Here is a 14,561-nt window from a genome sequence, read left to right on the forward strand (position 1 = left end):
GTTGCGGCGTTGCGCAAGGCCGTTGCCGAATAGAAGCGAATGGCGCTACCGATAGCAGCCATGACAGCGCCCTATTTTCTAAACGACGCGATCCGTGGCCCGCTATAGGCCCGGCCCCGGCATGCTGGTGGCGGCGGCCTTTATCGGCCCCGGCACGGTCACCGCCTGCGCCGTGGCGGGCGTGGGCTTTGGCATGGCCTTGCTCTGGGCGCTGGTGTTTGCCGGTGTGGCGACCATCGTTCTGCAATATACTGCCGCGCGCATAGCGGTTTTGCGCGAACAGGGGCTGGCGCAGGCCATGGTCGGCAGCATCGCCGCACCGCCGGTGAAACTCGCCATGGGCCTGTTGATCGTGACCGCCCTGGGCCTCGGCAATGCCGCCTATGAAAGCGGCAATATCGGCGGGGCCGCGCTGGGGCTTGCCGCGCTCGGGATGACCGCCGCCGCGCCATGGCCGGCGCTGATGATCGGCATCGCCGCTGCGCTGCTGCTGGCGCTCGGCAATCTGCGCTGGCTTATGCGGTTTCTGGTGGCGCTGGTCATGCTCATGAGCCTGGCGTTTCTGGTCGCCTGCATCGCCGTCGCCCCGGACCTCGGCACCGTGGCGCGCGGTCTGGTCCCCCGCATCCCCGAAGACGGACTGTTTACGGCCATCGCGCTGATCGGCACCACCATCGTGCCCTATAATCTGTTTCTGCACGCCGCCGCCGCGCGGGAGCGATGGAAACCGGCGGACGATGCCAGCGACGTGCGAATCGAAACCATCGTCTCCATCGGCATCGGCGCGCTGGTGTCCATTGCCATTCTGGTGACCGCCGCAGCCAGCGGCGTGGGCGGCAACATCACGAACGCCGCCGATATCGCGCGGCAGGTGGAGCCGGTCTATGGCCCACTGGCCCGCTATGCCATCGGGCTGGGGCTGTTCGGCGCAGGGCTGACCTCCGCGGTGACCGCGCCGATGGCGACGGGCTATATCCTGTCCGAACTATGGCCGGGCGGTGATCCGGAACGGCTGGTTTTTCGCGGCACCGCCACGCTGATCGTGCTGATCGGTACGCTGGTGGCGGCCACCAATGCGGATCTGGTGGCGGTGATCCTGATCGCGCAAGTTGCCAATGGCGTGCTGTTGCCGCTGGTCGCCGGCCTGCTCGTCTATCTCGCCTATCGATCGCCCGACATCAGCCGCGCGCTGGTCTCCGGCGCAGCGCTTGTCTGGCTGATCTGTCTCTTGCTGGGAACCCGGCTGGTGCTCCGCGCGCTGGGATTATGGCCATGACACAAACCATCGATCTGAACGCGGACCTCGGCGAAATGCCTGAGTCGGAGGATCGCGACATCGCGATTCTCGATATCGTCAGCAGCTGCAACATCGCCTGCGGCGGCCATGCCGGAAGCAAGGATAGCATGGCGACCATGCTGGCGGCGGCCAAGGCGCGCGGCGTGGCGGCCGGCGCGCATCCAAGCTATCCGGACCGCGCGAATTTCGGCCGCCAGTCGATAGACATGACGCCGGACGCGCTGGCCGATTCGATTGTCCAGCAGCTGACCGCTTATGCCGAGGCTGCCCGCGATGCCGGCCATGCCGTGCATCACGTCAAGCCGCATGGCGCGCTCTATAATGATATGGCCGACGATACCGATCTGGCCATGGCCGTTGCGCACGCATGCGCGCAGGTCTTTCCCGGCGCGGCGCTGGTTGGCCTCGCCGGATCGGCGGTGCGGGACGCGGCACAAGCGGCTGGCCTGCCGTTCATCGCCGAAGCTTTTGTCGACCGCCGCTACACGCCCGACGCTCGGTTGCTTTCTCGTAGCGAGCCAGGGGCAGTGCTCGCCGATTCGCTGGAGCGCGCCAATCAGGCGGTTGCGCTGGCCACGGGGGCTGCGATCGAGGCGTCCGATGGCAGCGCACTGACGATCAGGGCGGACAGCCTATGCCTGCACAGCGACAGCGAGGCCGCGCTGGAGAGCGCCAGCGCCATCCGGGCGGCGCTCGAGCAGGCCAATCTGACGATCCGGCCCGCCGCTGGCACATGACCGACGCATCCAAAGACATGTATCTGGCGGATGACTGGATCAGCGCGCCGATCGCCGATCGCTTCATGCGGCTGGCTGCCGCCGAAGCACTGCGCCGCCATAGCGACTGGACCGAGGTGGTGGCTGGCCTGGACAGTCTGGCCGTGCAGTTCGATCCCGAGCGGACCGATCCCGCCACGGCCCGGCTGCTGTTCCAGCGCCACCTTGGCGGAGTTGAGAGCGGTTCTGAAGCCACAGCAAAGACCGTCATCATTCCAGTCTGTTATGAGGAGGATTTCGGCCCCGATCTCAACCATGTGGCCGACATGCTTCAGATCCATGCCGATGACATACCCTCCTGGCATGCCGCGCAACGCTGGACGGTGGACATGCTCGGCTTCCAGCCCGGCTTTGCCTATTGCCGGTCGGACGGTGACCTTCTGGACATCGCCCGTCTCGATCAGCCGCGCCAGACCGTGCCCGCCGGATCGGTTGGATTGCTGGGCGGCCTGTGCGGGCTTTATCCGTTTGAAGGGCCCGGCGGCTGGCCGCTGATCGGCCGCACGCCGCTCCGGCTCTTCGATCCCGCTCGCGAGCCCGCCAGCCTGCTCGCCGCCGGTACGCCCATCCGCTTTGAAGCCATCGGCCGTGCGCGGTTTAAGGCGCTGAAGGCATGAGCGGACATATGCATATCCTGGACGGCGGACTGCAGACCAGTGTGCAGGGAAAGCCGATGGCTGGACAGCGGCATATCGCCCTGCCCGGCGCAGGCCCGGCCGACCCCATTTCGCTGGCGCTGGCGAATTGGTGCGTCGGCAACGCGCCCGATATGGCCGGACTCGAAATCACCCTGTCTGCCGTCAGCCTGCATTTCGACCACGCCGCGACGATCGCCTTCTGCGGCGCGGCGACGAGCGGTGATATCGATGGCACCCCTATCGAGGCTGGCCAAAGCCATGTCGTGCCGGCTGGTGCCGCGCTGAGGGTACATGGCGCGCGCAGCGGCGTGCGCAGCTATATTGCCGTTGCGGGTGGATTCGATCTGCCGGAAACGCTGGGCGGCACCTCGGCCTATCTTCCTGCCGGCGTCGGTGGCCATATTCTACGCGCTGGCGACAGTCTGCCGCTACGCACTTCTGCCCTGCCCGATCAACGGACCGTCCCGCATCCCTATCGCCCGCCAATCACGGACGAGGTTGCCCTGCACTGCCTTGCCGGGCCGGAACTGGACCGGCTGGATCAAGGTCAACGGCGTGCTTTTTTCTCCGAAGCGTTCACCATCGGCCAGCGCGCCAATCGCATCGGCTGCGAACTGTCCGGCCCCGCGCTGCATGCCAGCCCCGGCGATATTGCCAGTGCGGCCGTCTTTCCCGGCACGATACAGGCGCCGCCGTCCGGCAACCCCTTTCTGCTTGGTGTGGATGCGCAGACGACCGGCGGCTATCCGCGCATCGCCCAGATTGTTCGGGCCGATCGGCCCAGCATCGGCCAGCTCCGCCCCGGTAGCAGAGTGCGGTTCATCGCGGTTACGCCCGCACGCGCGCACGAGCTTTTGCGCCGCAAGCTGCTGCTGTGGCGCAGCCTGATGCCCCAGCTCACCTTGTAGACATTCGCCGGAAACCGAAGGCAAAAAAAAAGCAATCCGCGCCGTCTGCACGAAGCAGCGGCACGGATTGCTGAATATGGCAGTGAACGGGACGAAAACCGCCCCGGCCTGCTTATTTCTTGAGGCTGAGACCGCCGAAACGCTTGTTGAAGCGTGCAACCTGGCCGCCCTGATCGAGCAGGCGCTGATTGCCACCGGTCCAGGCCGGGTGCGATGTGGGATCGATATCAAGCGCCAGCGTATCGCCTTCGGCACCCCAGGTGGAGCGCGTCTGATAGCTGGTGCCGTCGGTCATCTGGACGGTGATCATGTGGTAGTCGGGGTGGATGTCGTTCTTCATGTCTGCGCTCCGGTTGCGGGCTGATTTCCGAACAGCCCCGGCGGGAAAGCGCGGGCCTTACCGGCGCGCGCGGGAATTTGCAAGCGATGCGGCACGCCGCACTGCCATCATGCGCTGGCGGGCGGATCGGCAATCATCGCGGTGAAGCTCGCCTCGGCGGCCAGCTTTCCCTCGATGGTCGCCTTGCCTTCGAACCGGCAAACGCGGGCGCGCTTCTGCACGAAAGATACGTCCAGTTCCAGAAGACAGCCCGGCTCCACGGGCGCACGGAACTTGGCCTGCTCGATCGCCATGAAATAGACCAGCTTGTTGGAGCCGACCAGATCGAAGCTTTCCATCGCCAGAACGCCGGCCGCCTGCGCCAGCGCCTCGACGATCATCACGCCAGGCATGATCGGCCGACCGGGAAAATGACCCTGGAAAAAACCCTCGTTCATGGTCACGGCTTTCACCGCCTTGATCGATTCGCCCTTTTCCAGCGCGACCACACGGTCGACCAGCAGCATGGGATAGCGATGCGGCAGCACCGCCATCACCTTGCGAACGTCATAATCCATAGTGTCGGCCATCACGCTATTCCGGATCAGCGGCTGTCGGGCTGCGCAGCGGCGGGCGCGGCGGCCGGCTGCTGAACCTGCTGCTGCGCGGCCTGGCGCTCACGCTGCGCAGCGGGCACCCAGCCAGCTGGCGGCACAATCTGAGCCGATGGGATCAGGCGGTTCAGTTCCGCCGTCACTTCGTCGGTCAGGTCATAGGCCTCATCGGCATCGATCACGGCACCTGCGGTAAACAGCATGGAAACCTTGGCGCGCGCGCGCGCGGCGTCGACGGCAGCCTTCAGCTGCGCACCGATCTGCTCGTTCACATAAGCTTCGGACAGTGCGAGCGGCTGCAGGATCTGGTTCAGATTCGCTTCGCTCTGCTGCTGGATCTGCTGGATCTGGCCATAGAGGGTCTGCAGCTGCGCCTGATCGGGCGTGGCGGCCTGACGGGCGGTGTTGAACTGGTCGGCCAGCGGCTGCAGGCGGGCGGCATCGGCCTGGCGGGCAGCCTGTGCCTGCTGGATCTGCGCGGCATAGGTCGTCTGGCGCTGCTGCTGGGCGGTGGTGTAGGCCGTCGACTGGCGGGCCGCAGCTTCCAGATCGGCATAGGCCATGCCCTTCACCTGCTGCGCGGCGGCAGGGGCGGTGAAGGAAACGGTGGCAGTGGTCGCCGCAAGAGCCAGCGACGCGGCTTTGACAAGATGTTTCATCAGAATTGGGTTCCTACATTGAATGTAAAGGTCTTGGGGTCGTCGCCTTCCTGCTTCATCAGCTGGGTCGCCACGTCGATACGCAGCGGACCGAAAGGCGAATTCCAGTTCACGCCGGCACCAACCGAGATACGCGGCTTGGCGCTGTCACCGACGAAACGCTCCTGATAGGGCGTGCCCGTCTGTGTGAACACCGTCGTGCCCGTCGGGCAGACCATGCCGGAACCAGCCACCGGCGCGCTGCTGTCGGGGCTGATGCAGAACACATTGCCGCTGCTGTCGGTCGGCGTGGTCGTCAGACGCGGATCGCCGGGCAGGAAGGTGTCGGTAAGCGGGGCGGTAATATCGAACAGCGAACCCACATCGACGAAGATCGACGGACGCAGGCCCAGTTCCGCAACCCCCGCACCCAGCGGGATCTGCAGTTCGAGACGGCCCAGATAATAAGCCCGCCCGCCGATGGCGTTGTCCTGGATCTGGTTGCGATCGGCCGGGAACAGCGGATTGCCATTATCGTCCAGCACGATGTCCGAGACGACATTGCTGGCGCCGCACGGGACCGGATCGGCCCCCTCGGCGCCCGCGCAAAGCACCGGCGCACGCTGCACGCGTGGGCCGACGCCGCGAATGTCGAAACCGCGAATTTGCGGCTCGCCCAGGAAGAAGCGGTCGGTCAGACGGATGTCATCGACGCCCTGCGATTCCAGCCCGCGGTTTTCCAGCGGGTGGATATATCCGCCCTCTGCCGTCGCCGCGAGGACGAAGTCACCGAACAGCCGCCAATATTTGCCACCCTGCAGCTTGGTCCGAAGAAACTTCACATCGCCGCCCAGGCCTGCAAAATCCTGCGTCAGCGTGGCGAACTGCCCGCGCGTCGGGCGGAAACGGTTGTCGCGCGCGTCATAGCTGAGCGAATAGCTGATCTGCGAGGTGATGCGATTGCCCTCGGCGTCGCACAGATAGCGGTTGATCAGGCGCGGATCACATTCCAGATTGCCATCGCCGTCGATATCGCTGCGGAACTGATCGGCCACCGACACATCGTCATTCACCAGGCTGTAGCGCAGCGAGCCATAGAGATATTCGTTGATCGGCACGCCGAGGCCCAGCTGCGCACCGGTCGATACCTGGCTGTAATTGGTCGTGCGATCATTGTTCGCGCCGAAAAAGAAGCTGCTGAAATCCTTGCGGAAAATATCGCCGCTGACGGCGATGTTCCGGTCGAACAGATAAGGTTCGGTAAAGCCCAGCTGCACCGACTTGTTGTAGCTGGAATAGCTTGCGCTTGCGCGCAGGGTCTGCCCCTTGCCGCGGAAGTTGCGCTGCTGGATCGAGCCGGAGAAAATGAAATTCTCGATACTGGAGAAGCCAGCGGACAGCGTCAGCTCACCGGTCGATCGTTCTTCGACATCGGTCGACAGGATGATGCGGTCAGGCGCGCTGCCCTGACGCTGCTTGATCTCCAGACCTTCCTGGAAATAGCCGAGCGACTTGATCCGGTTGGCCGAACGCTGCACCTGGAAACTATTGAAGGCATCGCCTTCCGCCAGACGGAATTCGCGGCGCACCACCTTGTCTTCGGTCACGCGGTTGCCGTTGATCTCCACCTCTTCGACATAGGTCCGGTCGGAGTCTGCGACCACGAAGGTGACCGCCATGGTATGGTCTTCGCGGTTCGGCTCGAAATTCGGGCGGACATCGGCAAAGGCATAGCCGAACAGGCCGGCCGTCTCGGTCAGGCTTTCGACGGTATCCTCGACCAGCTTGGCATTATACCACTGGCCTTCCTTGATCGCGAGATTGCGGGTCAGCGCCGCGCTGTCGAAATCGCGAATTTCGCTTTCCACCGACACATCGCCGAATTTGTAGCGTTCGCCCTCTTCCACCACATAGGTGATGATGAAGTCTTCCTTGTCCGGCGTCAGCTCGGCCACGGCGGAGACGACGCGGAAATCGGCATAACCCTCGGTCAGATAGAATTGGCGCAGCTTCTGCTGGTCATAGGCCAGACGGTCCGGATCGTAGCTGGTGGCGGAGGAAAAGAAGCGGAAGAAGCGAGACTGTTTGGTCGCCATTTCGCTGCGCAGCGCGCTGTCGCCGAATTCCTCATTGCCGATGATGTTGATCGCGCGGACCTTGGACTTCGGCCCTTCGGTGATCTCGAACACGATATCGACGCGGTTCTGGTCAAGCTGGACGGCCTTGGGCTCCACGCTTGCGGCGAAGCGACCCTGGCGCTTGTACAGCTCGATGATGCGGGCCACGTCGGCACGCACCTTGGAACGCGTGAATATCTGCCGCGGCGCAAGCCGGATTTCCGGCACGATCTTCTCATCCTTGAGGCGCTTGTTGCCCTCGATCAGGATGCGGTTGATGACCGGATTTTCCTCGACAGTGATCAGCACCGCGCCATTGTCGTTGCGGATGCTGTAATCGGCAAACAGCTCGGTCTGCGCCAGATCGCGCAGCGCCTCATCCGCGGCCTCGGGCGTGTAGACCTGGCCGGGCCGCAGTTTGACATAAGTAAGCACGGTCTGCGGCTCGAGCCGCTGCGTTCCCGCGACGGCAATGGTGCGGATGACGTCCTGTCCGGGACGGGTCGCATCGCTTTGCGCGGTGCCGGTCGCAGGCGGTGTGGGCGTGGTCTGTCCAGACGCCTGCTCCTGCGCCGCTGCCGGCATGGCCACCGCCGTCAGGATCGTTCCGCCGAGCAGAGCGACCACGAACCGCTTGCGGTCCCGCTTAGGAAAACTCGCTGTCATCTAAATCCCGTTCCCTTACCAGCCGTAGCCGGACCCTTGGCCGCCAGGTTTACCGGGGCCTTTGCAATCGGGCGTCGCCTTGCACCATGTGCGCGGCCCGATCAAGAAAGCTTCGCCTTAGAACAGGCCGAAGGACGACAGATCGTTGAAGGTCACCAGCAGCATGAATGCGATCACGACCGCGAACCCCGTCCGATAGGCCCATTCCACGGCCTGCGGCTCAACCGGTTTGCGGCGCACCGCCTCCAATGCGTACATCAGCAGATGGCCTCCATCGAGCATCGGAATTGGCAGCAGGTTAATGAACCCCAAGTTAATCGAGATGAGCGCGATGAAGCCGATGAATGCATAGACGCCGAGGCTCAATTGTTCGCCCGATACTTGCGCGATCTTGAGCGGTCCGCCCAGTTCCTTCACCGAACGGCGGCCGCTGATAACCTGACCAAGCGTGGTCACCATCAGCCGAACGACTTCGCCAACCTGCTTGGTCGCGGCGATCGGCGCCTCCCAGACGGGAACCTCGCGGATGATTTGCTTGGGCCAGGGCACGCCGAGCATGCCGAACTTGTAATCATTGCCGAAACGGTCCCGCTCCAAGCGGTTGCCGATCGTGCCGTTCAGCGCCAGCGTCTGCCCTGCCCGTTCCACCTCGATCACCACCGCCTCGTCGGGGTGGATCGACACCTCGCGCGCCATCGCACCGAAGGTGTCCGTGCGCGTTCCGGCGACGGACAGGATGCGATCGCCCGGCTGCAGGCCATAGCTTTGCGCCGCGCTGCCTTCCTGCACCGCGGGCACCACACTGGGCGTGACCGGCTGGCCGAATGCCAGGAAGAAACCGGCAAAGATCAGGATCGCGATCACGAAATTGGTGATCGGCCCGGCGGCCACGATGATGGCGCGCTGCCACAGGGGCTTGGCCTGAAACATCTGGTCGCGCTCGGCCTGCGGCAGGGAATCGAAGGCGGGATTGGGCTGACTGGCCGCGCCCATATCGCCGGCAAACTGGACATAGCCGCCCAGCGGCAGCGCGCCGATCTTCCAGCGCGTGCCGCGGCTGTCGGTCCAGCCCGCCAGTTCCTTGCCAAATCCGATGGAAAAGGCATCGGCCTTCACGCCGAACAGCCGCCCGGCCCAATAATGCCCATATTCGTGCACGAACACGAGGCTGCCGATCACGATGCCAAAGGCAAGCAGCGTCAGCAAAACGCCAGGACCTTCAGTCACCACCGCAATATTCTCCCACCAACTCCGACATACGCGCCCTGATAGACCGGTCCACGGTGAATATGTCCTGAAGACCGGAGGGCGGCGCGATGTCCGCCGCGTCGAGCACCCGCTCCACCAGCGCCGCAATATCGAGGAAAGCGATGCGCCCGCCTAGAAACGCGGCAACGGCCACTTCATTGGCGGCGTTCAGCGTGGCGGGCGCGGTGCCGCCCTGCCGCAGCGCCGCGCGGGCCAGCCGGAGCGCGGGAAAGCGATCCTCATCCGGGGCTTCGAAATCCAGCCTGCCGACCGCAGCGAGGTCGAGCGGACCGCAGCCCGTCTCGATCCGTGCGGGCCAGGCCAGCGCGCTGGCGATCGGCACCTTCATATCGGTCGGCCCCATCTGCGCCAGCGTGGAGCAATCCTTATATTCCACCATGGAATGCACCACCGATTGCGGGTGCACCAGGATGTCGATCCGCTCCTCGCCCACCGGAAACAGATGAAAGGCTTCGATCAGTTCGAGCCCCTTGTTCATCATCGTGGCGCTGTCGACGGAGATTTTCGCGCCCATCGACCAGTTGGGATGTGCCACGGCCTGCGCGGGCGTGACGGCTTTCATCCGTTCGCGCGTCCAGTCCCGGAACGGCCCGCCGCTTGCGGTCAGGATCAGGCGGCGCACGTCGGCAATGCGGCCACCGGCCAGGCACTGGAACAGCGCATTATGCTCGGAATCGACCGGCAACAGGGTGGCCCCGCTGCGCTCGACCGCGGCCATCATCAGCGCGCCGGCGGATACCAGCGACTCCTTGTTGGCCAGCGCCACCGTCCGGCCATGCTCTATCGCGGCCATGGTCGGCTCCAGCCCGGCGCAGCCGACGATGGCGGCCATCGTCCAGTCGGGGTCCATATCCGCCGCATCGACCAACGCCTGCTTGCCCGCGGCCACGCGAGTGCCCGTGCCGGACAAGGCGGTTTTCAGATCCTCATAGCGCCGCTCGTCCGCGATCACCGCCAGCTTGGCATCGAACTCGCGCGCCAGCTTCGCCAGACCATCGACATCGCCATGGGCGGTGAGCGCCTGGACGGCATAGGCCTGCCGATCCCGCCGGACGAGATCGAGGGTGGAGGTGCCGACAGACCCCGTCGCGCCAAAAATGCTGATCGTCCGCGCGGTCACATCATCCACCAAAGCCAGAGCAAAGCCACCAGCGGCGCGACCGGGACCAGCCCGTCGAGCCGGTCCATCACCCCGCCATGGCCGGGCAGCAGATCGCCGCTATCCTTCACCCCGGCGCGGCGCTTCAGGAAGCTTTCGAAAAAATCGCCGGCCTGCGCCAGAATGGACAGCACGCCGCTGAACAGCGCCAGCTCCAGCGGCAGCCGCCCGAAATAATGGAACAGCAGGCCGCAACCAAGGGCGCTCAAAATGCCGCCAATGCCGCCGGACCAGGTTTTCTTCGGGCTGATGGCGGGCCAGATTTTGGGGCCGCCGAGGCTCTTGCCCACAAAGAATGCGCCGATATCCGTGGCCCACACCAGGGAGAGCGCCCACATCGCAATCTCGTGGCCAAAATCCAGCTCCCGCAGGAACACCAGCGCCACCGCCGGCAACCCGGCATAGAACAGCCCGAGCGACAGCCGCACCGATTGCGCGCCGATCGCCAGAACGCCGGTCATCAGCACAAAGACGAGCAGTACCGTGATCGACGGCCCCGGAAAAGGGGCCTGCGGGGCCAGCAGCAGCAGCGGCACCGTGATCGCCGCCTGGGCAAGACGGCGTTTATAGCCCTCCTTCACCAGATCGGACCACTCGCCCATCATCAGAATGGAACCGAGCGACACCAGCGCCCAGAAATACAGGCCGCCCAGCCAGATATCGCCTAGCGCCAGCACGATGAGCGCCAGGCCCACGGTGGCCCGGCGGACCAGTTCCCGCTGGAAATGCGGGCGGATGGCGGCGGTCAGGCTCATCGCCCGCCGAAACGCCGTTCGCGCGCGGCATAATCGGCCAAGGCGGACGCCAGATGCTGCCGCGTGAAATCGGGCCACAGGGTGTCGGTAAACCAAAGCTCCGCATAGGCGCATTGCCACAACAGGAAGTTGGACAGGCGCTGTTCGCCAGAAGTGCGGATCAGCAGGTCGAGCGGCGGCATGTCCGCGGTATCGAGCTGCGCCGAAACATGATCGGGCGTCAGGCTGTCAGCGGCCAGCGTGCCATCGGCAATCTGCCCGGCCAGCGAGGCGGTGGCCCGCAGCAGTTCGTCCTGCGCGCCATAATTCAGGGCCACAGCCAGCGTGGTGCGGCTGTTGCCGCTGGTGCGCGCGATCGCGTCGTCGATCAGCGCCACGATATCGGGCGCCAGTTCGCGATAGCGGCCGATGACCTTCAGCCGCACGCCATTGGCTGCGAACTCATCGATATCGGCAATGATGAAATGCTTGAGCAGCCCCATCAGATCGCCGACTTCATCCGCCGGGCGCTTCCAGTTTTCCGAGGAAAAGGCGTAGAGCGTGAGCGCTTCCAGCCCCATGTCGCCTGCCGCGCGGACGATCTCGCGCACCGCCTCCACGCCGCGCCGGTGGCCCATGGCGCGGGGCAGATAGCGCTTCTTGGCCCAGCGGCCATTGCCATCCATGATGATGGCGACATGGCGCGGCATGGCAGCCGCGCCGCTGCCGGACCCTTTTGTTGGTGCGTCCTGTTCCACCGGCCTCATCCCCTCACTGGGTGAGGATTTCCTTTTCCTTGGATTCCGCCGCCGCGTCCGCCTCGGCAATATGATCGTCGGTCATTTTCTGGACCTCGTCGGACAGGCGCTTGGCGTCATCCTCGCCGATTTCCTTCTTGTTCTCGTCCGCCTTGATCATGTCCATGCCGTCGCGCCGCACATTGCGGATGGCGATGCGCGCCTTTTCGGCATAGCTGCTCGCCAGCTTTGCCAGTTCCTTGCGGCGCTCCTCGGTCAGATCGGGGATCGGCAGGCGAATGGTGGTGCCATCGCCGATGGGGTTGAGGCCCAGCCCGGCGGAGCGGATCGCCTTTTCCACCGGCGTGACGTTCGATTTGTCCCAGACCTGTACGGACAGCATGCGCGGCTCCGGTGCGGACACCGTGGCCACCTGGTTCAGCGGCATGTTCGCACCATAAACCTCCACGGTCACCGGATCGAGCAATGCGGTGTTCGCACGGCCCGTGCGCAGCCCGCCAAGATCGCTCTTCAGCGATTCCACGGCCCCGTGCATGCGCCGATCGAGATCGGCCTTGTCATATTGCGCCATCAGTTCGTCTCCTTGTTTCGCACGATCGTGGCTGTCCCCTCGCCCGCCAGAACCTTGGCCAGGTTCCCGCGTTCGCGGATCGAGAAGACCACGATCGGAATGTCATTGTCCCGGCACAGCGCCACTGCGCTGGCGTCCATCACCTTCAGATCGTCGCTGAGCACCTGCCCATAGCTGACGGTATCGAAGCGCACCGCATCGGGATTCTTCTTCGGATCGTCATTATAGACGCCGTCCACGCTGGTGCCCTTGAACAGCGCGTCGCACTGCATTTCGGCAGCGCGCAGGGCCGCGCCGCTGTCGGTCGTGAAATAGGGGCTGCCCACGCCGGCGGCAAAGATCACGATGCGGCCCTTTTCCAGATGGCGCAGCGCGCGCCGCCGGATCACCGGTTCGCACACCTGATCCATCTCGATGGCCGATTGCACGCGCGTTTCCACGCCCAGCTGCTCCAGCGCATTCTGCATCGCCAGGGCATTCATGACCGTCGCAAGCATGCCCATATAGTCGGCCTGCGCCCGGTCCATGCCCTTGGCGGCACCGGCCATGCCGCGGAAGATATTCCCGCCGCCGATGACCAGGCAGATTTCGCTGCCATTATCCTTGGCCGCCTTAACCTCGGCAGCCATTTGTGAAACGGTTTCGGGATCGATGCCGAACTGTCCATCGCCCATCAGGGCCTCGCCGGACAGTTTCAGCAGGATGCGGTTAAAGCCGCGCATGAAATCCCCTCTTTGTTTCGCCCGGCTGGCGCGTCGAAAAACGGCGCGCGCCCGAAGCCGGACATGATGAAGGCGCGCACCTTAGGGGGCACGCGCCTTCAGGCCAAGTGGCCGCGGCGGAAAATTCGCCGCTATCGATCGAAAGGATCAGACGCCGGCGGCAGCAGCCACTTCTGCGGCGAAATCGCTCTCTTCCTTCTCGATGCCTTCACCGAGCTGGAAGCGGACATAGTCGGTCAGCGTGATCTTGGTGCCGGCGTCCTTGCCGGCCTGCGCCACCACGTCCTCGATCGGCGTCTTGTTGTCGATCACGAACACCTGGCTCAGAAGCGCATTTTCCTTGGCGAACTTCTTCATCGAGCCCTGCACCATCTTCTCGACGATATCGGCAGGCTTGCCGCTCTCGGCCGCCTTTTCGCGGGCGATGCCAGCTTCGCGCTCCATCGTGTCCTGATCCAGACCGTCTGCATTCAGCGCCAGCGGGAAGGCCGCTGCGATATGCATGGCCAGCTGCTTGCCAAGCGGCTCGAGCACGTCGTCGCCCGCTTCGCTTTCCAGTGCCACGAGCACGCCGATCTTGCCGAGATTCGGCGCAGCGGCGTTATGCACGTACGATACGACCTTGCCCTTGGAGACCTCGATGGTCTTCGCGCGGCGCAGCGTCTGGTTCTCGCCGATCGTGGCGATGTTGCCGGTCAGCTTCTCGGTCAGCGTGCCGCCACCTGGATAATCGGCATCCTTGATGGTCTCGACGTCGTTCGCGCCATGCTTGAGCGCCAGTTCGGTCGCGTTGCGCACGAAATCCTGGAACTGCTCGTTCTTGGCCACGAAATCGGTTTCGCTGTTCACTTCCAGCGCGGTGCCCTTGGTGCCGTCGACGGCCACGCCGACAAGACCCTCGGCCGCGGTGCGGCTGGACTTTTTCTGTGCAGCGGCCAGGCCCTGCGTGCGCAGCCAGTCAACGGCGGCTTCCACATCGCCGTCGGTCTGGGCGAGCGCTTTCTTGCAATCCATCATGCCAGCGCCCGAACGGTCGCGCAGCTCTTTCACGGTGGCGGCGGTAATAGCCATGTCTGTGATGTCCTTATGCCTTGATCAAATACGGAAAATGGCGCGCGGGCCGGATTGCTCCGGTACCCGCGCGCCCTGTTAGCAGTCTATCTGGTCATTCGTGCGGCATGATCAATGCCATGCCGCCGAACTGGCTGCGTTCAGCCCTCGACCTTGGGTGCGTCCTTGAGCACTTCGGCCGCATCCTTGGCGGATTCCGCCTTGGCTTCGGTCTCGGTTGCCGGATGCTCGGCCGAAGGCTTCTGGCCTTCCGGCACGGCCTGAGCTGCAGGCGCAGCGTCGGCCTTAGGTGCAGGCGCACCGT

General features: G+C 64.5%; 15 protein-coding genes. 4 read left to right on the forward strand and 11 right to left on the reverse strand.

From position 1 onward, the window contains the following. Positions 1 to 94: 94 nt before the first annotated feature. The 4 genes from G410_RS0105930 to G410_RS15835 are packed head-to-tail and all read left to right on the forward strand — an operon-like array spanning position 95 to position 3,619. A complete protein-coding gene (locus G410_RS0105930; RefSeq protein WP_022672734.1) occupies positions 95 to 1,276 on the forward strand; it encodes an NRAMP family divalent metal transporter in 1,182 nt (393 codons plus the stop codon). Next, positions 1,273 to 2,034 carry a LamB/YcsF family protein gene (locus tag G410_RS0105935; RefSeq protein ID WP_028971127.1) on the forward strand — a complete coding sequence of 254 codons (762 nt, stop codon included), beginning with the start codon at positions 1,273 to 1,275 and terminating at the stop codon, positions 2,032 to 2,034. Before G410_RS0105930 ends, G410_RS0105935 begins: the two co-directional genes overlap by 4 nt. Then, on the forward strand, positions 2,031 to 2,690 hold the full coding sequence (locus G410_RS0105940) for a 5-oxoprolinase subunit B family protein (RefSeq protein ID WP_022672736.1): 660 nt from the start codon (positions 2,031 to 2,033) through the stop codon (positions 2,688 to 2,690). The genes G410_RS0105935 and G410_RS0105940 overlap by 4 nt, the downstream gene beginning before the upstream one ends. Continuing rightward, positions 2,687 to 3,619, forward strand: a complete 933-nt coding sequence (locus G410_RS15835; RefSeq protein ID WP_022672737.1) for a 5-oxoprolinase subunit C family protein — start codon at positions 2,687 to 2,689, stop codon at positions 3,617 to 3,619. Before G410_RS0105940 ends, G410_RS15835 begins: the two co-directional genes overlap by 4 nt. Before the next feature lie 112 nt (positions 3,620 to 3,731). On the opposite strand, the gene rpmE is transcribed toward G410_RS15835, so the two are convergent. The 11 genes from rpmE to tsf form a co-directional block, all read right to left on the reverse strand. Continuing rightward, entirely contained in the window at positions 3,732 to 3,959 is a 228-nt protein-coding gene (gene rpmE / locus G410_RS0105950) for a 50S ribosomal protein L31 (RefSeq protein ID WP_022672738.1), read from the reverse strand. 107 nt (positions 3,960 to 4,066) lie between these two features. Continuing rightward, a complete protein-coding gene (fabZ, locus tag G410_RS0105955) occupies positions 4,067 to 4,528 on the reverse strand; it encodes a 3-hydroxyacyl-ACP dehydratase FabZ (RefSeq protein ID WP_022672739.1) in 462 nt (153 codons plus the stop codon). A 14-nt stretch (positions 4,529 to 4,542) separates the two neighbouring features. After that, positions 4,543 to 5,211 carry an OmpH family outer membrane protein gene (locus tag G410_RS0105960; RefSeq protein ID WP_022672740.1) on the reverse strand — a complete coding sequence of 223 codons (669 nt, stop codon included), beginning with the start codon at positions 5,209 to 5,211 and terminating at the stop codon, positions 4,543 to 4,545. Next, positions 5,211 to 7,973, reverse strand: a complete 2,763-nt coding sequence (bamA, locus tag G410_RS0105965; RefSeq protein WP_022672741.1) for an outer membrane protein assembly factor BamA — start codon at positions 7,971 to 7,973, stop codon at positions 5,211 to 5,213. Before bamA ends, G410_RS0105960 begins: the two co-directional genes overlap by 1 nt. A gap of 117 nt (positions 7,974 to 8,090) precedes the next feature. Continuing rightward, positions 8,091 to 9,200: an RIP metalloprotease RseP gene (rseP, locus tag G410_RS0105970; RefSeq protein WP_028971128.1), complete on the reverse strand. Its 1,110-nt coding sequence runs from the start codon at positions 9,198 to 9,200 to the stop codon at positions 8,091 to 8,093. Continuing rightward, positions 9,193 to 10,362, reverse strand: a complete 1,170-nt coding sequence (locus G410_RS0105975; RefSeq protein ID WP_033317436.1) for a 1-deoxy-D-xylulose-5-phosphate reductoisomerase — start codon at positions 10,360 to 10,362, stop codon at positions 9,193 to 9,195. Before G410_RS0105975 ends, rseP begins: the two co-directional genes overlap by 8 nt. Next, the gene (locus tag G410_RS0105980) at positions 10,359 to 11,156 is read right to left on the reverse strand and encodes a phosphatidate cytidylyltransferase (protein WP_022672744.1); all 798 of its coding nucleotides are present in this window, start codon (positions 11,154 to 11,156) and stop codon (positions 10,359 to 10,361) included. Before G410_RS0105980 ends, G410_RS0105975 begins: the two co-directional genes overlap by 4 nt. After that, positions 11,153 to 11,845 carry an isoprenyl transferase gene (locus G410_RS0105985; protein WP_051137230.1) on the reverse strand — a complete coding sequence of 231 codons (693 nt, stop codon included), beginning with the start codon at positions 11,843 to 11,845 and terminating at the stop codon, positions 11,153 to 11,155. The genes G410_RS0105980 and G410_RS0105985 overlap by 4 nt, the downstream gene beginning before the upstream one ends. Before the next feature lie 61 nt (positions 11,846 to 11,906). Further along, the gene (gene frr, locus G410_RS0105990; protein WP_022672746.1) at positions 11,907 to 12,464 is read right to left on the reverse strand and encodes a ribosome recycling factor; all 558 of its coding nucleotides are present in this window, start codon (positions 12,462 to 12,464) and stop codon (positions 11,907 to 11,909) included. Then, a complete protein-coding gene (gene pyrH, locus G410_RS0105995; RefSeq protein WP_022672747.1) occupies positions 12,464 to 13,186 on the reverse strand; it encodes a UMP kinase in 723 nt (240 codons plus the stop codon). Before pyrH ends, frr begins: the two co-directional genes overlap by 1 nt. Before the next feature lie 147 nt (positions 13,187 to 13,333). Continuing rightward, positions 13,334 to 14,257, reverse strand: coding sequence for a translation elongation factor Ts (gene tsf, locus G410_RS0106000; protein ID WP_022672748.1), 924 nt, complete (start codon positions 14,255 to 14,257; stop codon positions 13,334 to 13,336). Between the last annotated feature and the right edge of the window lie 304 nt (positions 14,258 to 14,561).

The organism is Novosphingopyxis baekryungensis DSM 16222, from assembly GCF_000420305.1.
GTDB classification, from domain to species: domain Bacteria; phylum Pseudomonadota; class Alphaproteobacteria; order Sphingomonadales; family Sphingomonadaceae; genus Novosphingopyxis; species Novosphingopyxis baekryungensis.